The 24,991-nt window shown below is 53.9% G+C and carries 29 protein-coding genes; 15 read left to right on the forward strand and 14 right to left on the reverse strand.

Going from position 1 to position 24,991, the window contains the following annotated elements; genetic code table 11:
• Positions 1 to 2: 2 nt before the first annotated feature.
• From WC593_12640 to WC593_12660, 5 genes are all read right to left on the reverse strand, one after another.
• Positions 3 to 323 carry a V-type ATP synthase subunit F gene (locus WC593_12640; GenBank protein MFA4825992.1) on the reverse strand — a complete coding sequence of 107 codons (321 nt, stop codon included), beginning with the start codon at positions 321 to 323 and terminating at the stop codon, positions 3 to 5.
• A complete protein-coding gene (gene ahaC / locus WC593_12645; protein MFA4825993.1) occupies positions 316 to 1,365 on the reverse strand; it encodes an ATP synthase A1 subunit C in 1,050 nt (349 codons plus the stop codon). Before ahaC ends, WC593_12640 begins: the two co-directional genes overlap by 8 nt.
• Before the next feature lies 1 nt (position 1,366).
• Complete coding sequence (locus WC593_12650) at positions 1,367 to 1,951, reverse strand: V-type ATP synthase subunit E (GenBank protein ID MFA4825994.1); 585 nt, start codon at positions 1,949 to 1,951, stop codon at positions 1,367 to 1,369.
• Positions 1,952 to 2,093: 142 nt separating this feature from the next.
• Positions 2,094 to 2,312, reverse strand: coding sequence for an ATPase (locus WC593_12655; protein ID MFA4825995.1), 219 nt, complete (start codon positions 2,310 to 2,312; stop codon positions 2,094 to 2,096).
• Positions 2,313 to 2,424: 112 nt separating this feature from the next.
• Positions 2,425 to 2,745, reverse strand: coding sequence for a hypothetical protein (locus WC593_12660; protein MFA4825996.1), 321 nt, complete (start codon positions 2,743 to 2,745; stop codon positions 2,425 to 2,427).
• Between the two features lie 179 nt (positions 2,746 to 2,924).
• Between WC593_12660 and WC593_12665 the strand changes: the two genes are divergently transcribed.
• The gene (locus tag WC593_12665) at positions 2,925 to 3,254 is read left to right on the forward strand and encodes a hypothetical protein (GenBank protein ID MFA4825997.1); all 330 of its coding nucleotides are present in this window, start codon (positions 2,925 to 2,927) and stop codon (positions 3,252 to 3,254) included.
• 494 nt (positions 3,255 to 3,748) lie between these two features.
• Here the strand turns inward: WC593_12665 and WC593_12670 are convergent, their stop codons facing one another.
• The 6 genes from WC593_12670 to WC593_12695 all read right to left on the reverse strand — a co-directional run bounded on the left by WC593_12670 (position 3,749) and on the right by WC593_12695 (position 8,996).
• Positions 3,749 to 4,912, reverse strand: coding sequence for an aconitase X catalytic domain-containing protein (locus WC593_12670; GenBank protein ID MFA4825998.1), 1,164 nt, complete (start codon positions 4,910 to 4,912; stop codon positions 3,749 to 3,751).
• Between the two features lie 5 nt (positions 4,913 to 4,917).
• Positions 4,918 to 6,153, reverse strand: coding sequence for a UbiD family decarboxylase (locus WC593_12675; GenBank protein ID MFA4825999.1), 1,236 nt, complete (start codon positions 6,151 to 6,153; stop codon positions 4,918 to 4,920).
• On the reverse strand, positions 6,146 to 6,700 hold the full coding sequence (locus WC593_12680) for a UbiX family flavin prenyltransferase (GenBank protein ID MFA4826000.1): 555 nt from the start codon (positions 6,698 to 6,700) through the stop codon (positions 6,146 to 6,148). The genes WC593_12675 and WC593_12680 overlap by 8 nt, the downstream gene beginning before the upstream one ends.
• A gap of 83 nt (positions 6,701 to 6,783) precedes the next feature.
• Positions 6,784 to 7,230 carry a hypothetical protein gene (locus WC593_12685; GenBank protein MFA4826001.1) on the reverse strand — a complete coding sequence of 149 codons (447 nt, stop codon included), beginning with the start codon at positions 7,228 to 7,230 and terminating at the stop codon, positions 6,784 to 6,786.
• A 10-nt stretch (positions 7,231 to 7,240) separates the two neighbouring features.
• Positions 7,241 to 7,714 carry a hypothetical protein gene (locus tag WC593_12690; GenBank protein MFA4826002.1) on the reverse strand — a complete coding sequence of 158 codons (474 nt, stop codon included), beginning with the start codon at positions 7,712 to 7,714 and terminating at the stop codon, positions 7,241 to 7,243.
• 76 nt (positions 7,715 to 7,790) lie between these two features.
• Positions 7,791 to 8,996 (reverse strand): HD domain-containing protein, encoded by a 1,206-nt coding sequence (locus tag WC593_12695; GenBank protein ID MFA4826003.1) that lies wholly within the window; start codon positions 8,994 to 8,996, stop codon positions 7,791 to 7,793.
• Positions 8,997 to 9,035: 39 nt separating this feature from the next.
• Between WC593_12695 and cofD the strand changes: the two genes are divergently transcribed.
• The 6 genes from cofD (at position 9,036) to ilvA (ending at position 14,714) form a co-directional block, all read left to right on the forward strand.
• Entirely contained in the window at positions 9,036 to 9,938 is a 903-nt protein-coding gene (cofD, locus tag WC593_12700) for a 2-phospho-L-lactate transferase (protein MFA4826004.1), read from the forward strand.
• Between the two features lie 158 nt (positions 9,939 to 10,096).
• Entirely contained in the window at positions 10,097 to 10,999 is a 903-nt protein-coding gene (locus WC593_12705) for a PEGA domain-containing protein (protein ID MFA4826005.1), read from the forward strand.
• A 212-nt stretch (positions 11,000 to 11,211) separates the two neighbouring features.
• Entirely contained in the window at positions 11,212 to 12,399 is a 1,188-nt protein-coding gene (locus WC593_12710) for a HEAT repeat domain-containing protein (protein ID MFA4826006.1), read from the forward strand.
• Positions 12,400 to 12,523: 124 nt separating this feature from the next.
• A complete protein-coding gene (locus tag WC593_12715; protein ID MFA4826007.1) occupies positions 12,524 to 12,961 on the forward strand; it encodes a hypothetical protein in 438 nt (145 codons plus the stop codon).
• Between the two features lie 59 nt (positions 12,962 to 13,020).
• On the forward strand, positions 13,021 to 13,455 hold the full coding sequence (locus WC593_12720; GenBank protein MFA4826008.1) for a nucleoside deaminase: 435 nt from the start codon (positions 13,021 to 13,023) through the stop codon (positions 13,453 to 13,455).
• Between the two features lie 53 nt (positions 13,456 to 13,508).
• A complete protein-coding gene (gene ilvA / locus WC593_12725; protein MFA4826009.1) occupies positions 13,509 to 14,714 on the forward strand; it encodes a threonine ammonia-lyase in 1,206 nt (401 codons plus the stop codon).
• 4 nt (positions 14,715 to 14,718) lie between these two features.
• Here ilvA and WC593_12730 read toward each other — a convergent pair whose 3' ends face one another.
• Entirely contained in the window at positions 14,719 to 15,402 is a 684-nt protein-coding gene (locus tag WC593_12730) for a flavodoxin family protein (protein MFA4826010.1), read from the reverse strand.
• A gap of 132 nt (positions 15,403 to 15,534) precedes the next feature.
• Between WC593_12730 and WC593_12735 the strand changes: the two genes are divergently transcribed.
• The 3 genes from WC593_12735 (at position 15,535) to WC593_12745 (ending at position 17,083) form a co-directional block, all read left to right on the forward strand.
• Entirely contained in the window at positions 15,535 to 15,906 is a 372-nt protein-coding gene (locus WC593_12735) for a cupin domain-containing protein (protein MFA4826011.1), read from the forward strand.
• Between the two features lie 84 nt (positions 15,907 to 15,990).
• Complete coding sequence (locus tag WC593_12740; protein MFA4826012.1) at positions 15,991 to 16,359, forward strand: hypothetical protein; 369 nt, start codon at positions 15,991 to 15,993, stop codon at positions 16,357 to 16,359.
• A gap of 76 nt (positions 16,360 to 16,435) precedes the next feature.
• Positions 16,436 to 17,083: a TMEM175 family protein gene (locus WC593_12745; GenBank protein ID MFA4826013.1), complete on the forward strand. Its 648-nt coding sequence runs from the start codon at positions 16,436 to 16,438 to the stop codon at positions 17,081 to 17,083.
• A 529-nt stretch (positions 17,084 to 17,612) separates the two neighbouring features.
• Here WC593_12745 and WC593_12750 read toward each other — a convergent pair.
• Complete coding sequence (locus WC593_12750) at positions 17,613 to 18,203, reverse strand: hypothetical protein (GenBank protein MFA4826014.1); 591 nt, start codon at positions 18,201 to 18,203, stop codon at positions 17,613 to 17,615.
• A 165-nt stretch (positions 18,204 to 18,368) separates the two neighbouring features.
• Here WC593_12750 and WC593_12755 point away from each other — a divergent pair, with 165 nt between their 5' ends.
• The 4 genes from WC593_12755 to ruvB all read left to right on the forward strand — a co-directional run bounded on the left by WC593_12755 (position 18,369) and on the right by ruvB (position 21,636).
• Positions 18,369 to 19,475, forward strand: a complete 1,107-nt coding sequence (locus WC593_12755; protein ID MFA4826015.1) for a hypothetical protein — start codon at positions 18,369 to 18,371, stop codon at positions 19,473 to 19,475.
• A gap of 80 nt (positions 19,476 to 19,555) precedes the next feature.
• A complete protein-coding gene (gene ruvC, locus WC593_12760) occupies positions 19,556 to 20,026 on the forward strand; it encodes a crossover junction endodeoxyribonuclease RuvC (protein ID MFA4826016.1) in 471 nt (156 codons plus the stop codon).
• Positions 20,027 to 20,030: 4 nt separating this feature from the next.
• Positions 20,031 to 20,627 (forward strand): Holliday junction branch migration protein RuvA, encoded by a 597-nt coding sequence (gene ruvA, locus WC593_12765; GenBank protein MFA4826017.1) that lies wholly within the window; start codon positions 20,031 to 20,033, stop codon positions 20,625 to 20,627.
• A 7-nt stretch (positions 20,628 to 20,634) separates the two neighbouring features.
• Positions 20,635 to 21,636, forward strand: coding sequence for a Holliday junction branch migration DNA helicase RuvB (ruvB, locus tag WC593_12770; protein ID MFA4826018.1), 1,002 nt, complete (start codon positions 20,635 to 20,637; stop codon positions 21,634 to 21,636).
• Between the two features lie 440 nt (positions 21,637 to 22,076).
• Here the strand turns inward: ruvB and WC593_12775 are convergent, their stop codons facing one another.
• Complete coding sequence (locus WC593_12775) at positions 22,077 to 22,481, reverse strand: hypothetical protein (GenBank protein ID MFA4826019.1); 405 nt, start codon at positions 22,479 to 22,481, stop codon at positions 22,077 to 22,079.
• Between the two features lie 139 nt (positions 22,482 to 22,620).
• Here WC593_12775 and WC593_12780 point away from each other — a divergent pair, with 139 nt between their 5' ends.
• Positions 22,621 to 24,774 (forward strand): beta-propeller domain-containing protein, encoded by a 2,154-nt coding sequence (locus tag WC593_12780; protein MFA4826020.1) that lies wholly within the window; start codon positions 22,621 to 22,623, stop codon positions 24,772 to 24,774.
• Positions 24,775 to 24,991 lie beyond the last annotated feature (217 nt).

The following is a 24,991-nucleotide window of genomic DNA, read 5'->3' on the forward strand; positions in this document are numbered from 1 at the left end:
CATCACCTCTTCAACACGATATTATACCCGATTGCTTTTCTCAGGAGCCGTTCGATATACGTCCTCCGGTCAACCTCTTTGGACTTGGAGGGGATCGGGATAATGAGCGGCCGGTGCATCTTCTCAATCCTGTCCATCAGTTTCTCATCTAAAGAGAGCATGAACTCTTCATTCACCGCCACAATACCGATATCGTCCTTGTACAGCAGCGGAGGGATCACTTTCCGGGCTTCGTCCATGGTTCCCGCTTCAAGGACCTCCACGCCGGCAAGCCGGAATCCTGAAGCACGATCCCGATCGGTAACAACCACGAATTTAAACATACACGAGTTCCTCTTTCAGCTGCTCTACCGGAAAATCCGCTGTCTTGCACCGGGAGATGATCCGGATATTCGTGATCTCATTATATTTCGCCCAGAAATACCCGATAACCGAGGCCACACTTAAGGGATCTCCTAAAAATGCGCTCACGCCCTGTTGTACCAGGAACTTCTCCAGTTGTTTTTCGATAACGGAGATCTTCTGGGTTCTCAGGGCAGACGGTGGCACATTTGCCAGGAACCGGTATGGTGTATTTTTAAGTTCTTCTACCAGGTCTTCAATCGAATGCAGGGAAAGGAAATGATCGAGCTGGCGGGAATCAAATTCCTTCCCGCCACTGATGAGGAATTTTTTTGCCTCATCGGGTTCAATGTGATCACGGATCATCCGAAGGATTGTCCTCAGGTTCACGACATCGATCTCTAACGAGATGATATTCCGGATCAGTCCATTGTTGTAGGACGGGTTTTTGACCTGCTCGAGCGCATTTTCATAATAGTATTCATCCAGTGCACACTCGAGCAGGGCAAGATCTCCGGACTTTGCAAACTCCGGGAATTCCCCGGTCAGGGGTTTTGCATACACGATCTGCCATGTGGCAAGCATATCGATAACCGCCCTGATATCCGGCTGCCGGACGAGTTCGATTACGGTTGCTTCATCCAGTTCCCCTGCAGGTACGAGACACTCCAGGATCTCTTCATTTGTGATATGGATATTTTTCCCGCGGAGGATCGTTTTGATGTTCTGGACATCCCAGCGGTGCAGGAAGATAGTGATGTACCGTTCTGCCTCTTCCTCCTGGACAAACTTAAGGATCTTCCGGAAGGTCCGGGTAAAATTTTTCCGCAGGGCATATTCGATGCAGAGCACGCCGGAATACTGGACTTTTGCTTCGATGATGTCCGGCTTGTAGGAAGTCTTTTCGAGATCGGCAATGAGGGACTCGAGATCCGGCTGCAATACCAGGTTATCAAGCGCACGCCGGTCCAGCAGGCGGCTTTTCATCCCCCGCATCCGTGCGTTGATGTACCCCCAGTCCATCTCAGTCACCAGACAGGATTGAATAGATCTCCAGTTTTTTTCGTTCTTGTGCCCGTTCCAGCCGGGATTCCACGGTATTTGAAATGATGATCGATCCGTCGGGCAGACTCGCTACGAGTCCACCGGCAGATGCAAGGTCCGGGATAATTTCGGCGTTGAGGTTTAACAAAGCAAGGGTTTTTTTGCAGAGATCTTCATCCCGTTTGTCCACGTGAACATGGAACGTCCCCGCCCCCAGAGCCTCTGCTGCATCCACGGTGAGTTTTTTAAAAATATCCGGGTATTCCGGATCGTTTCTCAGGTGGGAAAGCCGAAGCTTGGCCTCATTAAATGCCGATAAGAAGAGTTGTCCCCTGATCTGGATCAGTCGTGCCTTGTTCTCTGCACCGGCAATGTACATGAGTTTGTTTTTCTCAACAGCAGCTGCCTTTTCTGCATCAGAAACTTGTGATTGTCGTATCAGTTCTGCCTGTTCGCGTGCTTTTCTTCTGATACTCTCTATCGTAACGCGTGCATTTTCCTCAAGTTCGCGCTCCCGTTCCTGTGCACTTTCGTCAACCGATTTCAACAGGTTTTCATAGGCCAAACGAATCACCAGCCGTTCTTATCTCATCTGAAAACCGGAATACCTGCCCGGAAAATTTCCGGTTCTTCCCGGACTGGGGAAGAAAAATATCGTTCGGGCAGAAGAACACGATCCGTGTCGCGTTATTCCGGAATTTCCGCGATCACTTGACCATCAGGATGATCATGGAAGCGACGACAAAACCTAAGATCACCAGTGTTTCGGGAATCGCTTCTAAAATAATGATCGACCCGGCGGTTTCCGGGCGTTCAGCAATTGCACCGGCTCCGGCTGCACCAATTCGTGATTGCGCCCAACCTGTTGCAATCGCACCGAAAGCAAATGCAATTGCGGCTCCAATGGGGACTTCCCAACCGACCATTCTTTGATACCTCCCAATGATACAACCTAACAGGTTAACCTATATTAATGTATGGGAGTTATGGGTTGGAAATATTCGCAGGTGTCGTCGGTATATAGCTTCCACCATGGTCCTACTCAAGGATTTCGTCCAGGCGGGTGAGGGCATCTTTGGTCATACACTTCTGGCAAAGTCCCTCTTTTGCTATAGCGATCAGGGAGAGTATTTCCTTATGTGACAGCGTAGAAAAGCAGTAATTTTTCCAGCGATGCCGGTCAACACTGATCCAGATCTCTCCTAATACATCGCGGAGAACTGCACAATCCTCCGCAGAAAAAACCTGCCATTCCTGACCGAAGCTGCGACGGATCTTTTCATACGCATCTTCAACGGCTTTTTCCTTCTCGATCTGGAACCGCCGCCTGCCCAGGTCTTCTTCAGTGCTGCGGGACATGGAATGGTACTGGTGGGAATTATGCCCATGCCGGAATATATTGTTTTCCCCGAGCCACAGTCAGATCCATTCTCCTCCCTGATTGTGATCGTTTGCATGGAACTGCCATTCTATCACAAAGTATATGGGGGGAGAATGGGATTCATTCAACATTCACACATGCGTGGGAGGAGAAACGAATGCCAAATGTAACGCAGGCTGAGATTGGACGGCGAATGTACCATGTTCACCGTGGGAAACTTGTGGAACATGCGATTAAAATGATCCAGCAGGGTCTGGGAACGGAGTGGAAATCATTTTCTGAAGATGAGATTCACCTCCTCGGGCACCTTCTGCAGTGTACATGGAACACTATCGACCAGAAGATCTGGGATAAAATATCTTTTGCCAGCGTCAAAAAGAGCGATGTCCAGATGATTCTTTCCCATGGCGATGGGGTTGGCCCGGGAAAGAACCCCTCTCAGGAAGCGGTTGCAGAGATCAAAAAGATCCTGCTTGCAATATCCTGATTCCCTTTTTTTTAAAATCCCAAAAAGAATACAGGATTGGGATTAGAATTTTTTGCTTTGTAGAAACGGGCATGAACCATTAAGTTCACTCCCAAATCATGAAAATCGTTTATATGATTCTCCCCCGCCTCAGGGCCTCTCCGAGGCACGGCGGGGCAATGAGGTTTCAACAGATTATTCATCAAAACCGCCGCGGGGGCGTCCCTTCGGGGGCGGCGGGGTTCATCGCAGTTGAAGAAAGGATACATCTCCATTTTTTCCAAATAATCTGATTTTCATAGGAAATCATTTAAAAAACTCTGACGCTCCCGGGGGCTTTTTCCCCCGCCACTGGGGCACCCCCCCATTGCGATGACAATGTATTACCTGTAACCTTACTCTGGCAATCGCACTGCGCCCTTCCCCCAACGGGGAACTGGTGGCGCAAGAGGGGGGCAATATATTACGTGAAAAAAAGTTTTCTACAATGCAGCATTTTTTTATAAAACCGTGAATTACTCCGTTGCCACAGCGATACACTCTTCAATCGTCCCGATTCTCGCCAAGGCCCCGCACATGTCCGGCACGTATGCAAGTGCCTTACCGCTGTTCACCATGATCGAGGAGTACTGCTCCATAACGGGCGAAACAACCATGCAGGTATCGGCAAAGACCCGCGCGCCACTCTTCTCGATGGAGTCCACGGTTCGCAGGTTCTTGTCAATCACACCCTGTGCAGCAAAAACATACAGGGGTTTTGAAACGAGTTTTCCCGAAAGCAGCCCGGCAATGGTAGCCAGTTCCGCAGGAGAGCAGTGCGGGCAGCCTACCGCAACTGCTTCAACCGGCATGTCCTTAAACAGCTGCAGGATCCCATCAGACTCCACGGGTATCGTCTCGAGCCCGCTGAGGTCGTAAGGGATCTTCACTGCTTCCGGTGTCACACCTTCCACGTGATACAGGGCAACAGCCCCGGTTGCCGCCATTGCCGCACCAAGCCCTTTAAGCTGGTCGCTGTCCGGGTTTATACCGGAGAAGAACGGGATACGGTTTCCCACCAGCCTGCCGGTATGGTACCCGAGCGCCCCGAAGTGGGCAATACTCCAGTCGCGGGTATCTGCCTGTACCCTGATGACGACCTGCGGTTTCCGGTTCTCTGCAAGGTGCAGACCATAGCAGGGCGTCTTGCCGATGAGGGCCGCGGCAAGGGCTCCGGGGCCGCCTTCACGGTTCGTCCGTGCCCCGATCACTGAGTTCGCGTAGCTGACCGCTGACGATTCCGACCATGCGAGATGGTCACCATAGGAAGTTTCCCGCAGGTAGTAAGGAGTGCAGGTGCATTCAAGGCCGATGCCGAGCCGTTCGTAGGCCGCAACCACGGCCTGCTGCTTCCGGGCAAAATCCTCTTTTACGCCCATCTCCTGCCAGCGTCCCCGGGGCATGCCGATGGGGTTCAGCACAGCAGGAACGACTGCCCGTGCATCGAGGCTGGAGAGCCACTGGAGGCCGTATTCCCCGATCGTCTTGTAGGAGGCTCCGCTTACCTGTGCACTCCGGATCGGCACGAGCCGCCCGGCACCAAACACCTTGCCCAGGGCAACGAGGAGCTCGAGCATCTTCGCCTTTGTCTCACCCTGTTCACCGGCAAGAATCCGTTCATCCTCAGGATCGAGATACATCGCGGTCACCAGGTGGCACGCGAGAAGTCCGCCTCGCGCCCGAGCACCATCGTTGCATCGACACCGATTTTCACATTCGTGCCGTCCTCAAGCTGGCAGGGATCGAGCGACGAGCCCCGGACACCGGTGATGACCATGATATCCCGGTCACCGCTCACCCGGGTGGCAACCGCGTACTCCACGTCATGGGGATCGTTGGGATCAATATCCTCATCCACCACCACCACATGCTTGAGCGAGGTATGGGCGGCAAACGCAGCCATGATCGCGTTCTTCGCATCGCCCTGCGTGCTCTTCTTTATCTGGATCACCGCATGGAGGTATCCGCACCCGCCCTTGGTCAGCACCACGTTGCGCACTTCGGTGACCCCGGCCACTGCCTTGTAGATCTTCGGCTCATACGGTGCGCCCATCAGCATCTTGTGCTCATCGCCACCGGGCAGGATGCCGTGGTAGATACAGTCCGGTTTCAGGTACATGCCGGTGAATTCGATGATATGCTGCATGCGGATCGGATCATAGGTCCCGGTGATATCCACAAACGGCCCTTCCTCGGTGAGATCCCCCGTGATAAACCCTTCCAGCACGATCTCGGCATCCGGGACCAGCACGCCGTTGCTGCACCGGTGCACTTTCATCTCCCCGCCCATCAGTTCTGCGGCAAACGGGAGTTCCATACCCGTCGGTACCCGGGTGCAGCTTGCAAACGTGACGGCCGGGTGAGTCCCGATCGTAACGGCAACGGGGAGTTTCTCCCCCTTTGCCAGCGCTTTTTTGAGCATCACGTGCGTGTGCCGGCCTTCTACGAGCCGGGCCGCCACCCGGTGGGAATCGAGCACCTGCATCCGGTGGATCGATGCGTTCTCCACTCTGTCCCAGCGGGAGAAGACGATCGCAGACGTGAGGTATTTTCCCGCATCTTTCGGGAAGTGATGCATAACAGGGATCCGGGTGAGATCCGGCTTTTCCATCTTCAGCGGCGGGGCTTCGACCACCTTACCATCGAATTTTGCATCGGCAAGCGTTGGGACAATCTTCTTCTCGTCAATCCCAAGGGCAAGGGAGAGCGAGGTCCGGCTGGCGGTGAGGTTCATCACCGCACGCTTGCCTTCGATATTGTAAAAGAAGAGGAGCTTGTCAGTAGTGCTCGCCATCTTAGCCGCCTGCATATCTGCAGACACGGGCTCTTTTACCTCGATAACAAGCCCCTGTTTACGCATCTTTTCAATAAATTCACGCATCGTAACCACTCCAGCGTTGTGCAAGCGAATGTTCTACCTCAAGGTGGTCGAGCACGCGGGCAACGACCATATCCACCAGATCATCGATGGTCTTCGGGTGATGGTAGAAGGCAGGGCAGGCAGGCATGATCAGGGCCCCGGCATCTTCGGCAGCGAGCATATTTTTCAGGTGGATTTTTGAGAGCGGGGTTTCCCGGGGGACAAGAATGCATTTCCGGCCCTCTTTCAGACAGACATCCGCTGTCCGGGTGATCAGGTTGTCGGCGTACCCGGTTGCAATCGCCGACAGGGTCTTGGCACTGCACGGGATCACGACCATCCCGTCGATCCTGTGGGAACCGCTTGCGATCGATGCCCCCATCTTATCGATGTGATGGACCGTTGCATTGAACCCTTCAAACGAGACACCCTCGTGGGTGGCAATCTGCTGCGCAATATCTGATACAATAAGATGGACGTTGGCATCCCGGCACAGCACCTCAAGCAGGCGGCGGGCATAGCAGGTCCCGCTTGCCCCCGTCACTCCGACAACATACTCTTTTTTCATAAACCCTGCCCTTTCCTGTGATAGCAATGTCGGATTGAAGACAAAAAGAGTTTATGCCGGGATCTCTCCCCCCGGGCAGGAGGTTACTTGGTTTTGGGCGGAGCAAAGAAGCGGTACCTGACCTGAGCATCCTCAACCCTGCGGGCATGGGACGGGTTTAAGTCACGGCGCGCTTCAATCACGAGCGTGTTGAGGATATTGTGGAGCCGTATCGTATCATACTCCTTCTCCTTGTGCTCGTTTAAGAAATCCAGCAGGTCGTTGGTACTTTTCAGCACCCCGGTACTTCCGACAAGGTTGAGACGGTTGAGGGTGAGCGCAAGGTTCTTTTTTGCAATGTCCATCTTGTAGGGATCGCCACCGGCAAGGTTCAGTTCCGTGATCGCATTGAGCAGATCGGTATAGACCCTGAGTTTGTGGGAATTCTCGTGCATCCTGCGTTCAGCGGCCTTCAGGTTATAGAAGATGATGGCAAGGATCAGGACAATTGCCACGATCCCGCTGACAATAACAATCCAGTCTTCGTTCATACCAGTTCACCTAGGGATTGCGTTTGGCCGCAGTAACATCCACTTTGACCCGGTTTCCCTTCATCTCAAGCTTGTATGGCCCGGTGGTATACATGGGGATCTGGTTTTTAAGGTCAAACCCGTTCTCCCTGCCGTACCCATACGTATCAACCTGGCCGGTATCGATGTTGGTCACCTTCATCTCGAACCAGCAGTAGATGGTATTGTCGTTGAGCGGGAGGACATCAAACTCAATGCCCCATGCCGGGTTATCCACACGGAACTGCTCGACAAATACATCCTTCTCACTCTGGAACGAGTAGGACTTCTGGAGATAATGATCTCCCATCGTAAACGAGGGGCGGGCCTGCGTCGGGGTAACAACAGCAGTCGCGGCAGTTGGCGTGGGGACTGTAGCGGATACTGCCGGGCTCTGGGTGCACCCTGCTACCATCACCCCGGCTATGATCAGTGCAAGGATAACTAAAACACTGTGCTTCATCATGGGGAATGTTAGGCACGGGAGCATATTATTGTTTATTTATGCAGAGCCGGTCGCAAACCGGCCCGGTTTCCGCCTTTTAAAATAATGTGTCCTGCCGGGTCGGCTTTTTAATGTGCAGGACCCCGCAGGCTGCATCGGCAACACGCTCCTGCTGTCCGGGAAGGGTATATACCCCGAGACGCCACTGTTCCCGCCGGGTGGCATTGAGCGTCCGCACACGGGGAGAGAACTCTTCGAAATCCACAACGGCATGACGGTTCTTCACCCGGACACCAAGCGACATCTCGCTGGGGATGGAGGGGATGTCAACCAGTACCTCATGCGGCAGGATCCCTGCCTGTTCAGCGATACGGGTGGCAAAATCCCGGCATTTTTCAAGGGGGGCACCGTCATGGAATGCCGCTGCATTGACCTGGTCGCTCCCTACAGAGAGGGCCCGTTTGTAGAGCCGGCGCTCGTATAACCGTGCTGCAAGTGCCCGGGCAACAGGTTTTTCCGAAGTCTGTAATGCATGCATGCACCCGTAATCATCCATCGTGAGAATTTGTTTGGCTGTGGTACCAGGTGCATCGGTGAGATGCTCAAGAACCGCCAGCTGGAACATACACTCCCCAATCCGGCTGACATGGTGGTAATATACGGACGGGCGCATCAGCGTGCGTGCGATCAGGAGCGACTCGGCGGCATTCACCCCATTCTCATCGATCACCGTCCCTTCGTCCGTCCGGATCAGATGCCGGATAAGACGCTGGGCATCCACCGTGCCATACGGGGCGCCGGTGAAATACGCATCCCTGAGCAGGTAATCCATCCGGTCCACATCGAGATCCCCGTGGATGATCCCGGAGAGCGGGTGGTTCCCTTTCACCACCGCACAGAGTACGTCGGGATCGATATCCAGGGTCCGGAGGAGGCTTCCCACATGCTCCTCGACGATCAGGTGAATGTCATCATGGGTCCGGTGCAGGAACTGTTCCATGAGCGGTTCACTGGCATGGGAGAACGGGCCATGACCAATGTCATGGAGGAGGGCGGCAGCGACCACCAGCCTGCGCTCATCATCCGAAAGTCCAAACCGCCGGCACGCGACATCCGCAAGGAACATCGTCCCCAGCGAATGTTCGAACCGTGTATGGTTGGCACCGGGATATACAAGATAAGAAAAACCGAGCTGCTTGATGTAGCGGAGGCGCTGGAGTGCCGGGGAATCGAGCAGGGCAAGGGCAAACTCCTCCACTTCAACATAGCCATGGACCGGGTCTTTGATTATCTTTAAATTCACTAAAGAATCTTCATATACATCGCATAAAAGTATTGAGTAATGATAACTTTCCTTTCGGGCGGGACGGGCACCCCCAAACTCCTGCGGGGCATGCAGAAAGTGATGGACCGTCACGAGATATCGGTCATTGTCAACACGGCTGAAGACATCTGGATCTCGGGAAACCACATCTCACCGGATGTTGACACGGTCATGTATCTCTTCTCCGGCATCCTCAACACGGATACATGGTGGGGGATCAGAAACGATACGTTCACCACCCATGATGAGATCACCCGGCTGGGAATCGATGAATTTATCGCAATCGGCGACCGGGACCGGGCAGTACACATTGCCCGCGGCGAGATGCTGCGAAACGGAATGCGCCTGACCAATGCAACAAAAATCCTCTGTGACCGCTTCGGGGTCCGGGAAAATGTGCTTCCCATGACCGATACTGAAGTGACAACCCAGGTCCGGACCGATATCGGCCTCATTCATTTCCAGGAGTACTGGATACGGGCAAAGGGGAAAATTGAGATCCAGAAGGTCACCCGGAGTTTTACTGAGCCCCCGGTTGCAACCGAAGAGGGACTGGCAGCAATCGGAGCGAGTGATGTTGTGGTGATCGGCCCTTCAAACCCGATCACCAGCATTCTGCCGATTCTTTCCTGTGATGGGATGAAAAACGCACTCAAAGATAAACTCGTGATCGCGGTGAGCCCGTTTATTGGAACAGAGCCGATCAGTGGTCCTGCGGGTGCTCTCATGCAGGCATCCGGATTCGAACCGAGCTCTCTGGGCACCTTCAACTGTTATGACGGGTTGATCGATATCTTTGTACAGGATATCCGTGACCCGGTCGAGGTGAGCGATGCCGTCAGGTCAGATACCCTCATGACCGATGAGGACAAGAGTGTGGCACTGGCCCGTGAGATTCTCGACCTTACAAAAAGGCATTGATGGCTGCCCATTCTGCCATACTGCTTAGTCCTGTGTGTTTTCACCTGCCAGACCTGAAAAAACGGCAGTCCCGAGTGGCAAACCTATTTAACGCTGCGGAATAACGCTTATCGTGAGAGGCTTGAAGAGCAATGAATCATAAGATTGGGATAATCTCTTTGGTTGTTTTTGTGTTACTGGTGCTGCTATCCGGATGTGTATCAAGTCCGGATTCAGGAAAAGGAACACTCATTCTTTCATCGTCACCCACGGGCTCTGAGGTCTATCTTGACAACCAGTACCGGGGAACCACCCCGGTCACCATTCCGGAAATTGTAGCAGGGCCCCATACGCTTGAATACCGCCATGCCGGATACCAGAGCTGGTCAACTGCCATCACCGTCACAAAGGGTTCTTCAAACTATTATGCTGCATTAACCCCTCAGGCAACAGCGCAGTTACCCGGGGAGATCACCAGGACATCAACCCCAATACCGACACCCGCACCGACAGAAGTAACCATACAGGTGGGGAAAAAGATGATGATTATCGGGGATTCAAATCTTTTTTCGGGAAGAGCAGTTGGAACGGATCAGGTATTGCTGACACTATACGGGCCGGGAAAATATGCCGGCGGGGTATCGCTGGTCCAGCAAAACGTTGACGGGCTCGGCACCTGGAGTTATACCTGGAATCCGGGTTCTTCTGTAGATTCGGGTTCATACACCATGATCGTATCCGACCCCTGGAAAACCACGTCTGAGAGAATTGAATTTACCGTGATTGGGGGTGGACTCGTATCAATATCGCCAAGCAGTTATTCTGCGGGCACGGGAGATGTTGTAACCTTTTCCGGTCAGTGCACAACAGGTGCCCCGAACGTGATATTGGTATTATACGGGCCCGGGCAATATGCCGGCGGTATTGAACTGGGTACGTTCTCGGTGCTGGCAGATAAAACATGGATTTTTAAGTACACACTCGATTCTACCATGCCAACGGGCGTCTACACCATGTATGTTTATGATGTCCCCAAAACCTCCTCAGGTAATGTCCAATTCACCGTTGGTTATGCATCATAATCGTATTCTTTTTTTCAACCCGTATTTTTTGAACAATTGAGTGGCTTTCTGGTAACAACCGATTTTGAATATAAGAATCTCTTACCGGGTGTGGGAGATTTACCCTCATCATTATTTTTCCAAAATAAAAGCAGGAGCGACATAATCCAACGGATTGGATATCCGATACCTATTTGAGGGATTTTATACTAATATTCGTTCGGAGATGTCCCATGAGTATCACAAAGAAATTCCTCAATTTGTTCAAATCAGGCAAGGGTGAGGAGGAAGAGCAGGCGCGTCGCCTTGCACAAAAGGAGCGCTACGATAATTTCCTCAGGGCCCTTACCGAAGGGGACCTTGACACCCGGTGGAATGCCGTACGATCGGTCGGGGATCTCGGTGAGCCATTCATCGAGCCGCTCATTCGGGGGCTCAAAGACGAGTACTGGATCATCAGGCGCGGCTCGGCAGACACCCTTGGCAAGATTGGTGTTCCGGCAGTAGCACCCCTCATCGGTGCGCTGGATGAGGCTTCCGACGATGTGCGCCAGGAAACAATCCGGGCTCTCCAGCTGGTTGGTGAACCCTCCGTAGGTCCCTTAGTCCAGGCCGTAAAGCACAGTCAACCACTCATCCGTCGTGGGGCGGTGCAGGCTCTGGGTGTCATGGGTGAGACACGGGCAGTCAGCCACCTTACCGAGTCATTAAAAGATGCCGATCCCTGGGTCAGGCACGAGAGTGCAGTTGCACTCGGTCGTATTGGGGATCCACGGGCTGTCGGGCCTTTGATCGAAATCCTCAACGATGCCCGGGAGCATGTCCGCATGGCAGCGATGGCAACACTCTGCTCGCTGGGCGAGCCGGCCATTGAACCACTCATACGGGCGCTCATTGATCCCAATGATGATGTCCAGCGCAGGGCAGCACTCGCACTTGTCACGATCGGGGAACCCTCCGTAGATCCCCTGATCAAAGCGCTCGGTGACCAGAACCCCGGTATCCGCAAGGGTGCCGTGGAAGTGCTCGGCCAGATCGGCAATACCCGGGCGATCTCCCCCATCATCGGCGTGCTCGATGACCCGGAACGGCCGGTTCGCATCGAAGTCGTCAAGTCGCTGGCAGCACTCGGTGTACCGGCAATCGCACCGCTCATGCAGGTCTTCCGCGAGGGGGACACACGGATGAGAACCGGTGCTATGGAAGCACTCTGGATGCTCGGCCAGCCGGCAACCACACCCCTCATCATGGTCTTAAAAGACGACCAGAGCGATGTCCGGAGGCGTGCGGTGCTTCTTCTCGGTGAGATCGGCGACCAGAAAGCGGTCGATCACATCACCAGCCTCCTGTCCGATGAGAACGTGTCCGTGCGCCGGGAAGCGTTTGAAGCGCTCGAAATGATCAAGAAACGAGCGGCATAATAAATACCAGCCGTTCATCTTTTTTTCCCTGAGGGTACCAGTATTTCAGGTACAATCCTGCTGCGATGGCTTGATATGATAAGCCCGCCAGAGGATGCTCTAAAAGAAAAGGTGTGAAGAGATCATGCGGTTAGTGGTGACCCGGCGGAACCGGGATGCAGTCCTGTTCAGGGTAAAGGGAGATGCCAGCCGGGACATACCCAATGATTCCTACCGGGAGCGGTTGATCAAATATATTCCCGTGGAAACAATCGCCCTGTTTATCGCAGTATATGGAATCACGTACTTCCTGTCCGGCACCGAATCGTGGTATCCCGTGGTGGCACGCTGGATCCTGATCCTCGGGGTCCTGGGAACGGTCCTATATCTCTGGAAAGGAGAGAATATTACCGATGTGGTACAGATTAGCATCTCTGCGATCGGGTTTCTCATCTGGGCCTTCGCCCTCGGGGTTATAACGGTCACATCCCTGCCGTTTTACAATGCCATTGTTGCCGGGCTGCTCCTTCCCGCATACGTCTTTCTGGCGCCACTGATTGACGGGATACCTGAGGTCTGGTAACGGCGCTGACACAAAAAAAACCGGAAAAACCAAGCAATCTAAAAGAGGTGGAATGTACCATGGATCCGTTCATGCAGGAAGCGATTGAAGAAGCAATGAAAGGGCTTACAGAAGGGGGAATTCCCATAGGCTCGGTCCTGGTGCGGGGAGATTTAATCATCGGCAGGGGACACAACCGCCGGGTGCAGGAAGGAGACCCGATCATCCATGCGGAGATCGACTGCCTGCGCAATGCCGGGCGGATTGGGACGTACCGGGATACCGTGCTTTATTCCACGCTCATGCCCTGCTATCTCTGTGCCGGTGCAGCAGTCCAGTTCGGGATAAAAAAAGTCATCGTGGGTGAATCCCGGAATTTTACCGGTGCCCGTGCCTTTATGGAAGAGCATGGCATCGTGGTTATCGATCTGGATCTTGGAAAATGTGTCACCATGATGCAGGAATTCATCCGAAAAAATCCCCGGCTCTGGAACGAAGATATCGGGGAGCTCTGACCAGACTAAAAAAACGCCGCAAACCTCATATCCTTTCAGGATATCTTCTCATCATGGTCTCGCTTGCTGATATCCGGCATGCTCAGGTGCTGATCGCCCCCCATATCATTCGTACACCGCTTGTGTATTCCCCCACGATCTCTGCAATGGCAGGAGCAGAGGTCTACCTGAAACTGGAGACGCTCCAGAAAGCCGGTTCGTTCAAGGTGCGGGGCGCTACCTGCAAGATCCTTTCCTGTCCTGAACGGTGTAAAGAGCACGGGGTAATTGCTGCATCGGCCGGAAATCATGCACAGGGTGTTGCGATTGCCGCTCAGCGTGCCGGGATCCCGGCAACGATCGTGATGCCGGAATGGACTTCGATTGCCAAGCAGGAGGCAACCCGGGGGTATGGCGCGAACGTGATCATCGCCGGCCTCACGCTTGAAGAGAGCATCGAACAGGCAGTGGAGATCGCACGGGAAGGGGGACTGTTCATCCACCCGTATGACGATGAGGAAGTTATTGCGGGACAGGGAACCATGGCACTCGAGATCCTCCATGATCTCCCGGATGCAGACATGATCGTCGTCCCGGTGGGGGGAGGCGGGTTGATCGCAGGGATCGCGATCGCTGCCAAAGGGTTGCGACCGGATATTTCGATCATCGGTGCACAGGCAAAAGCCTGCCCCTCTGCATACGAAGCCCTGAAAACCGTAGGGCCGGTGAGAGTTGCTGCCGGGCAGACGATAGCCGACGGGATACGCGTCATGCAGACAGGAGCAGAAACGCTGCCGGTTTTACAGGAACTGGTGGACAGGATTGCGCTCGCTTCGGAAGATGAGATCGCGGATGCGATGCTCCTGTTAATGGAACGCAAACATGTAATTGCCGAGGGTGCGGGAGCAACACCGCTTGCTGCATTCCTGAACGGATCCATTCCGGTAAAACCGGGCAGCAGGGTCGTGCTCGTGATCAGCGGCGGGAATGTGGACAGCCCGCAGCTCTTCCGGATACTGAGGCAGTCGCTCCTGAGACACGGGAGAATCGTCCGCTTTTCGGTGCTGCTCGATGACCAGCCCGGCACCCTTGCCCGGCTCCTCTTTACGATAGCAAAAGAGAAGGGCAATATCCTCTCGATCCAGCACATACAGGGTGAGAGCGATACCGCAGCATACCAGGCGCGGGTAGATCTCGAGCTGGAGACAAGGGGAATGGAACACGTACATGCGATTAAAAAAGCGCTGGGGGATCTGGGGTATCTGGTGAGGGGAGGGTAAAAAATTACTTCAGTTCCTTAAGCCCCTTCCAGTGATCGTACTCGTTTGTCCAGAGATCCTTGTTGAACGCTACCAGCCGCTTGAAATATTCCTTACGTTCGTTCAGGTTCTTCTCCTGCGCCGGGTCTGCCCACTTCGTCCTGATCGCATCAGCCAGTTTCCGTCCCAGCTCCTTTGCCTGCTTCTCAGCGCCGACGATTGCGTTCGGATCTGCACCAACAAGGACCCCGACTTTCCCCACCGTCATCGCCCCGAAGTTGCCGAGCGTAAAGTTCATGTAATCGGCGACCTCGTCCACGTGGGATCCGCCCGCGGTGCAGACTGCACATCCATACTTCCCGGTAAAGTACTGACAGTGGATCACATCCGCCATCCGGTCGAGCATCGTCTTGAGCTGTGCGGTGACCTGGTTGATGTAATTCGGGGAGCCGAGCACGATGCCGTCCGCATCCAGCATCTTCTCAAGCAGCGCGGGGAAATCATCGTCATGGATGCACTCGCCTTTTGCGTAACAGGTACCGCATGCCGTGCAGTACTTGATCTCAAGGCCACAGATATCCACAAACGTAATATCCGCCCCGCTCTGCCGTGCTCCCTCAAGAACGGCCATCACCAGCCGCCGGGTCTGGCTCTTCTCTCCTTTCGGGCTGCTATTGATGCCGATGATCTTCATGATTTCATTCTCCATGTAAGGATGATTGCTGATCGGTAAAAAGGTATGCGATGACTAAAAAATCTCTGTGTTTCAGAGGTTAAACCGGTTCACGAAAGAATACGCTCTTCACCCATTATTGTACACCATTTACCCAGTGATTTTTCCATGATCATCCGTGATATCGCCCACTGCCCTCATGAACGTGTCATCGACCGCTCAATCCTCTGCGAGCTGCTGCATCCCGACAAGGTGACCGGGGCACACGATCTGGAATGCAGTGTTGCCCATGCCATCATCCCGCCCGGGGAGTCCACACTTCCCCATATCCTGAAAAAATCCACGGAACTCTACTACATCCTTGAGGGATCGGGAGAGATGCATATCGACAATGAAGCAGCACCCGCGACACCGGGCCAGATCATCCTGATCCCACCCCGTGCCCGCCAGTGGATCCGGAATTCCGGCAAGGGTAATCTTACCTTTCTCTGTATCGTTTCGCCGAAGTGGCAGGCAGAAGACGAGGATCTTGTGGCGTAAAACGTGCAGTTCCCCGGTTTATGGGAATCATTGCGAATCTGTTTTATACCATCTCTTTTTATAGTGGGTTGACAATGCTACACTATGGGTGCCGTGCCGTTCACACCACTCCAGCGTACACGGATCATCTTCTTTCTGATCGTGTTTGCAGCCGCGCTCTGGGCAGTGTTCCTGATTCGCCAGGGGGAGATATTCCAGTTCTCCCTCATGTTTGCCCTCATTGCAGGATTAAATCCGGTCTTTGTCTTTCTGGATGTGAAAAGTTCGCAGAAGATGAGGGGCTGGATCTTCTTTTACCTCATCGTGCTTGTGGCAATGTTATGGGCAACATTCCTGATGTTGCAGGGAGTCCTGCTCTGGGTAAGCCTGCTGCTCTTTATTGTGGTAAGCGGGATGTGCCTGGTTTCACTCCTGATGGAAGCGGATCCGGAAGCTGTCAGCGAATCCTCCTGATTTTTCCCTATCGGGGCCGAACGGATGCAAAAGAGAAGAATAAAAGATTTACCCGTGTCCCGGAATACTATACTGTATGGGCGGATTTGAACAGGATAATCCCCACCGGATCTCCAAAGGGCGACTCGAGACATTGGTGGACACGATCTTTGCGTTCGCCATGACCCTGCTCGTTCTCGGTATCGCTATGCCGGAATTATCCGTGAGCCATGCCGCAACTGAGCTCCCCGGTTACCTTGAAAAATTATTGCCGCAGTTTATTCTCTTCATTATCGCATTTCTGGTACTAGCCCTCTTCTGGATCGAACACCACCGCCAGTTTCATTATCTGACAATCGTTGATCCAACGGTCCTCCGGTTCAATATTGCGATGCTCATCTTCATTGTCCTGATCCCGTTCACCACCGACGTGTCAGGAGCTTATGACGGGGTGATGATCGCCGTGCTTCTTTTCCATGCAAATCTCCTGATCGTTGGTTCTCTCTTTCTTGGCCAGTGGATGTACATCTGCCGGCGCAACCATCTCTGTGACACGAGATTTGACATCGCTAAGGAAGGATACCGGTTCTGGATCCTTGCAGCCGTCCCATCCGTTGCGATCCTCGGCATTGGGGTGGCAATTCTTTCACCCCCGTTCTCCCTGCTGGTCTATCTTCTCGTCCCGATAATCATCAGCATCAGCAGGAAGAAGTCCTTACAATCCCAGGAACAAAACACAGGATAATAATTTTAGTTCTTCGCCGTTTTGTGCGGGTAAAATAGGTTTCTAAAATTGTGGTTGTGATGTTCCTCCCCCTGATGGGGTCACCCGGTCGCCTTGTCGGGGCCTCGCTGGGCATAGTATTTTTTTAAAATCGTGGTTATAAGAAAACACTGCTCTGTAGAAAACTTTTTTTTTATTATATATTGCCCCCCTCTTGCGCCACCAGTCCCCCGTTGGGGGACGGGCGCAGTGCGATAGCCCGAGTAAGGTTACAGGTAATACGTTGTCATCGCAATGGGGGGTGCCCCAGTGGCGGGGGCGAAGCCCCCGAGAACGTCAGAGTTTTCCAAATAATTTCTACAAAGCAGAAAACTCCACCCGAACCGCCGCGGGGGCGTCCCATCGGGGGCGGCGGCGTTCATCTTATTTTGGGGGTATAGGGGCATCAGCCCCCATCTTTGTAATGTACTTGATTCATGAGTTCCCCATTCATTTCAGCAAAGAGCCATAATTTTTACACAAAAAAAAGGTGGGCAGGAATATGATCTGCCTATTCCCAGTAATACCTGACAAAGAGTTTTGATTTCCGGACTTTTGGCGTAAAGTAGCGGAGTGCGAGTGGCACGATAAGGATCGTTACGATAATGTTTCCGATAAGCCAGGCGGAAAAGACGCTCCCGATCTGGCTGGATGTAATGACATTCCCGAGCGCGAGGGTATAAGCACCCCAGGCTGCACCTACAACATTGTTGATCAATACACCAAAGAGCAGCAGCAGCGTCCAGTCCCGCCGGGTCTCAAGACCCGGATCCCATTCAAAGGAGCGCAGGGCAACGAGCGGGATGAGGACCTGCAGGAGGCCGGCGATCGACCAGTAAATTGCAACATCGATGGGAATGGCCGGGTTGGTGGAGAGGAGCCCGGATCCGATAAGAGTACCGGCATAGGCAGCAATCCCCCCATAGGCACCAAACCAGAGAGTGAAGAGGATCATAAACGCTACGGCAACATAGAACGAAGAAATCCCCCCAACGCCGCCAGGCAATGCGATGACGCAGAGCCGGGCGATGAGGGTATTGACCGCAATGAGGACAAGGGTAAGAATGACAAAGGAATACGTTGGTTCATGAACGTTTTTCATACTTTCTCCTTTATTCCATATTGCGTGCCCATATAACTAGTATTTATTGTCCGGTGAATGCAGCAGATCGGGGATCCACGGTTTTGTAATCATTCCCTGTGCTTTTTCCTTCGCAATTTTTATGACCGGGACACCGTATCTATACACAGGAGTGTTGGCGGACTTATGACCACATCACAGGATTCTGCGCTCGATTCAGCGTCTGTACAGGAGAATCTCCTCATTGAGAGGGTCGCTGCGGCTCTTGATGAGCGCAGGGACGCCGGGCTTGATGGGCTCGTGGGAGGGCTTGACTCGGTGATCATCACCACCGAGACCGACCATCTCGTACCTGCAGTCTATGAGCTGCTGCGGTATACCGGACTCGCGTGCACAGAGGCCTTCTTTGAGGGGGATTCACAGAGCTATGTGCTCTCCGTACCCGGTTCGGCCTCGCTGATCGTCCGTTCGCGGGACAGTTCTTCAAACCCGTTTGCCGGGGCAAATACCGCACGACTCGCCGGACATCTTCCCAACACCCGGCTCGAGAGTTTTGTTTTTTCCACACCGGATATCAACGAGTACGTGGCCATCCAGAAGGAGCGGGGGACAAAATTCCTGACACCTGAACCTCTCGTATCGGATTACTTCTCTTTTATCCAGACCGCCCCTTCCCCGTATACCGGCAATTCCATCGGCTTTATAGAGTGGATGGACGGGATGCAAACCCATGCCCCGGCAGGGGCGACTGCCATATCTCCTGACATTACCAAGCCGGCATACCGGCACCTGAAAAATATTGGACCGCTCGATCATGCTGCCACCCGGGTCAAAGCGCAGGATCGGACCAGTGCAATCCTTGAGTTCATCTCGCTGACCAACTATCACTACGATTTCGGCGTGCACGTCAAGTCACTCAACTCGATCACGAGCGTAGCCCGGCGCAACAAGGAGGACTTTGCCATGGTCTTCACTTCAGGAATCACCCCGTATACCAGTGACGAGACATCCGGGCCAACCGAGAAGTTTATCCAGAATTACGGGACGAGGGTTCACCACATGGCGTTCCAGACCGAAAAGATCGAAGAGACCGTTGCCCTGCTCAAAAAAGAGGGCATGGAGTTCCTGCTCGAACTCGTAGGTTCAGAGACGGAGGGGCTCAGACAGATCTTCTCCGAACCCTCCCCGCACACCATGATCGTCACGGAATATATTCAACGGTATGGCAGTTTTGACGGGTTTTTTACCCGGAGCAATGTGGAAAAGCTGACCGAAGCAACGGCAAAGCAGTGACCTTGCCGGTCCATGGATGATAGTTGTATGGCTGAAGAAATTTTCACAAAGGAATACACCCTTCCGGTTCGGCACCTGCCATGATCGTCATAGGCATTGATCCCGGCGTTGCCCGGCTCGGGTATGGCGTGATACGGGTAGAGAAAGGAGTGATAACGCCGGTCTGTTATGGGTGTATCGAGACCAAGGCAGGCAGGCGCCAGGCAGAGCGGCTGCTGGAGATATATTCAGAAATTACCGCACTCTTTACCCGCTATTCCCCGGATTACCTGGCCATGGAGAAACTCTTTTTTACCAAGAATGTCACGTCTGCGATGAGCGTGAGCGAGGTGCGGGGGGTGATACTCCTTGCCGCAGAGCAGCACGGTCTGCCGGTCGAAGAGTATACCCCGAACCAGATAAAACAGGCCATCACCGGATCCGGACGGGCGGACAAGGCACAGATGCAGGAGATGATCAAGCGCCTGCTCCATCTCGATGAGGTGCCCAGACCGGATGATGCGGCGGATGGTCTTTCGATTGCCTTATGTCATATCCACATCATGAGATAGTACAATGATCGCGCATCTGTACGGTGAACCGGTCCAGACCGGGGACCGGTGGGTGGTACTGGACGTCAACGGCATTGGGTACCGCGTATATGTACCCGTTCCCGAGGTGCAGGAGATCGCAGGCCGGAAGGGGAAGGTAAAACTCTTCACCCACATGACAGTCCGGGAAGATGCCATCACCCTGTACGGGTTCCTCCACGCAAGCGAGCGGGAAATATTTTCCATCCTCATTGGCGTCTCGGGAATCGGCCCCCAGACTGCCATCAATATCCTCTCCCAGATCACGATCGAAGACTTTGTAATGGCAATCCTCTCCGAAGATGAGAAAAGCCTGACACGGATATCGGGGATCGGGAGCAAGGGTGCAAAGCGGCTCATCCTTGAACTCCGGGACAAGATCAAAAAAGTACGCGATTCCATGCCCCCGGCGGGAACCGGAAAAGCAGATCACCTGATCCACGATGCAGCCAGTGCGCTCATCTCGCTGGGTTTTGCCGAGAAGGACTCGTACGATGCGGTCCGGATCTCCGCCGCAGGATTAACAGAGCCGTCCATCCAGACCCTGATCAAAGCGGCACTGGTAAACCTCAAAGAACACTGATACTGCCATGAGCGAACGGATCATATCTCCCGAACCCCTGCCGGATGAAGGTGAGGAGCTCACGCTCCGCCCGGCCTCTCTCGATGCATTCATAGGGCAGGACCCGATAAAAGAGACGCTGAAGATCGCCATCGAGGCAGCGAAGCTCCGGAACGAACCGCTCGATCACATCCTGTTCTCAGGCCCGCCGGGGCTGGGCAAGACCACCCTTGCCTACATCATAGCGCACGAGATGGGCGCGACGATCCGGACAACAACGGGGCCGGTGCTCGACAAGCCCGGGGATGTGGCCGCCCTGGCTACGGCACTGAAAAACGGGGACGTGCTCTTCATCGACGAGATCCATCGCATGAACCCGGTAGTTGAGGAGATCCTCTACCCCGCGATGGAGGATTTTTTCATCGATGTGATGATCGGTGAAGGCCCGAGCGCCCGTTCGATCAAACTCACGCTCGAACACTTCACGCTGATCGGGGCAACCACCCGGCAGGGCCTGCTGAGTTCGCCGTTCCGGGACCGGTTCGGCATTATTATCCGCCTGAATCTGTACTCCCCGGCAGAACTTGTCGAGATCATCACGCGGAGCGCCGGCATCTTAAAAATTCCCATCACCCCGGACGGTGCTGCAGCGATCGCCCAGCGGAGCAGGGGTACGCCACGGATTGGCAACCGCCTCTTGCGGAGAGTGCGGGACTTTGCGGTGGTAAAGGGGGACGGGACGATCACGGCAGAGATCGCAAAGAACGCTCTTTCCCTCATGCAGATCGACGAGCTCGGGCTGGACGAACTGGACCGGCGCATCCTGTCGGTTATTGCCGAGGATTTCGGGGGGGGGCCGGTCGGGGCAAAGACCATTGCCATATCGGTAGGAGAGGAGACCCGGACGATTGAAGAGGTGTACGAACCCTACCTCATCCAGATCGGTTTTTTAAAACGGACCCCGCAGGGCAGGCAGACCACTCCCGCGGCGCAACGGCATCTCAAAAACCCCCAGAAGACGCTGTTCTGAGGATGTGGTGCTTCTGCCCGGGCAAGCAGGTTCAGAGGTCGGGGGCTCAAACAGATCTTTTCCGAACCCTCACTGCACGCGCTGATCGTCAATGAATACATCACTGCTACGGAAATTTTTTCGGTTTTTTCATGACTGATATTTTAGTTCTCTGCCGTTTTGGGGGGGTAAAATATGGTTTTTAATTTTGATTGTGATGTTCCCCACCCCTGATAGGGTCGCTCGGCCGCCTCGTTTTGGTCCTCGCTGGGCAAGGCATTTTTTTCGAATCGCGGTTATAAGAAAACACCACCCGAACCGCCGCGGGGGCGTCCCATCGGGGGCGGCGGCGTTCATCTTATTTTGGGGGTATGGGGGCATCAGCCTCCATCTTTGTAATCTACTTAATTCTGGAGTTCTCCATTCATTTCACCGAAAAGCCGATATGTTTTGTATTTTTTTCACTCCCGGTTTTCTTCATCCGGTTTTCGTTTCAGGTACCAAAATACACCGGCTGCTGCGACGAGAATCGCAAGTATGACGATCGCAAGAGAGACCGGATCGGTTGAAAACCCAATTGCCCGGGGACCGGCTGCCATTTCCCCTTTCGGTGCGGGTAACGCGGTATCGGGCAATTCAACCTGGACTTTGAGGAGGGTTGGGGTTGCCTGGTAATCGGCGGGGAGCGTATGATTGGAAAGAGAGTCGTTGGTTACCGGGAGATCAGGATAGGTTATGAACGGGGTTATCCGCGGGGTATCGTCAGGCACCGCTGAACAGGTCCCGGGAATAACCAGGCTGATAAGGGCGAGAGCGAAAAAGATAACAACAATCTCTGAGCCCTTTTTTCGCGTATTACCATCCATAGAAAATGAGCTCAGTGGCACTTTCCGAATAGGTTTGTGGTCGATAGGCATGCTGGTGGAAAACGAGGATACCTTCCATTTTTTTGGAAGTCAACGCCAGATTCATCATCTTTTCCTGTGTATTGAATCCTGATCAACTATGTCAAGGAAGAAACATACCCTGGTCGCGCTCACCGCGCTCGTGCTCATCCTCGCTGCAGTCATTGCCAGCGGGTGCATGAGCTCCCCCGTGACAGCACCGGCAGGGGATATCAAAAAATTCAGCTCCGCAGACGAGATCCGCGAGTACATCAGGAACAACACCCAGCTCGCACAGGAGTCGGACTATTACCCGGACGGGACCTGGACAATGGATCGGATGGTTCCGGTCCCGGTCATGGCAGTACAGGAGTCCTCGGCAAAGGGCGCTTCCCTGTCCGGGGCTCTTCCTTCGACCGGAAGTGTCAGCTCGCCCGGCTACTCAGCGACAAATGTGCAGGTTGCGGGTGTCGATGAACCGGATTTCGTTAAAAATGATGCCCGGTACATCTACGTGATCTCGGGCAGTACGCTCACGATCGTGGACGCGTACCCGGCATCATCGGCATCCATCCTTTCAAAGACCGAACTGGAAGACACGCCCCGCGAGATATTCATCAGCGGCGACCGGCTCGTGCTCTTAACGACCGGTACTTCAGAATTTACCGAAAGTGACATGGCGCAGGGCACAGATACCGCAGCAAAGGTTGCGATGATGCCACGGTACCCCTACTACCGGTCTGCACCGGTCACCCATGCAGTCTTCTACGACATCAGTGACCGGGCGCACCCCAAGCTGCTCAAAGACTACACCATTGACGGGGATTATACGGATGCCCGGATGATCGGCACCACGGTGTACCTGCTCTCCCGCGAGTCGGTGTACCCGTACAATGACCGGATCATTGTCCCTGCTGTGCGGGAGAATGCAAAGGTGGTTGTTTCACCGGACGTCTACTACTTCGATAACCCCGAACGCCAGTACGATTTTACCACCGTCACGTCATTTGATGCAACGAACGGTGCCACAAAAGATGCAAAGACGTACCTGGTCGGCAGCGGCAACATCGTCTACGTCTCGCCCGATGCGATGTACGTGAGCTACCAGAAGTACCACACCATCTACCGCCCGATGCGGGGGATGTCGGAATCCTCAATGGGCGCGATACAGGGTTCGGGGGCATCCGTTGGCAGTGCAGCACCGGTATCCGTATCCTCCATTATCGAAGATTTCAACACCATGAACGAGGCGGACAAACAGGCTGCCATCGCAGAGTTAAAGAGCGGAGAACAGGAAGCGATCCGCAAAAAAGAGATCGACCAGACCACTACGGCAATCCACAAGATCGGGATCAACAATGGCGCAATCACCTATATTGCAAAAGGGGAAGTGCCGGGATATCTCAAGAACCAGTTCGCGATGGATGAGTACAACAACAACCTCCGGGTTGCAACCACTTCCGATGTCTGGACGACCCGGGGACAGTACGAGTACAATAATGTCTTTGTGCTGGACGGTGCGATGAAGACGATCGGGTCACTGACGCACATTGCCGAGCAGGAGAAGATCTACTCCACCCGGTTCATCGGAGACCGGCTCTACATGGTCACGTTCAAACGCATAGACCCGTTCTTTGTAATCGACCTCTCGACTCCCGTAAACCCGAAGATCCTCGGCAAGCTCAAGATCCCCGGCTACTCCGATTACCTCCACCCCTATGACAAGAACTACGTCATCGGTCTTGGCAAGGAGACGGCGACCAATGACTGGGGCGGTGTCTCGGCACAGGGACTCAAGCTGGCGCTTTTCGATGTGAGTGACGTGGAGCACCCCCGGCAGGTTGGCAAAGTCGAGATCGGCGATGCCGGTTCGGATTCCGCAGCCCTGTCGGATCACAAGGCATTCCTCTTTGACAAGGCAAAGAACCTGCTCGTGATCCCGGCCCGGGTTGTCCGGCAGGATGCAGTACAGGATACGAAGCTGAGCGGCGATCAGCCGCAGGTCTGGTACGGAGCCTATGTCTTTGGGGTAAATCCTGATACCGGGTTTGTCCTGCGGGGCACCGTGGAGCACGGTACGGGCGGCAGCGGGTACTACTGGTATGGCAGCTCGAAAAATGAAGTGAAACGCTCGCTCTACATCGGTGACACGCTCTACACACTCTCGTCAGCGAAGATCCTTGCCAACCCGCTAAGCCAGATCAATACAACGGTTGCGACGATTCAGCTGGACGGGAAGGATGAGGTATTGTATCCACCGATGATGGGAGAGTAAAAGAGAAATTTTTTTTGCTCTGTAGAAAACATTTTGAAAACTCTGACGCTACTATGGATAAGTCATATCCATGGTCGCCTGTGGCCCAAAGGGCCATGAATAACTCCCGGGGGCTTCGCCCCCGCCACTGGGGCACCCCCCATTGCGATGACAATGTATTACCTGTAACATTACTCGGGCTATCGTACTGCGCCCGTCCCCCAACGGGGAACTGGTG

The sequence above is a fragment of the Methanoregula sp. genome (genome assembly GCA_041645435.1).
Taxonomy (GTDB): Archaea; Halobacteriota; Methanomicrobia; order Methanomicrobiales; family Methanospirillaceae; genus Methanoregula.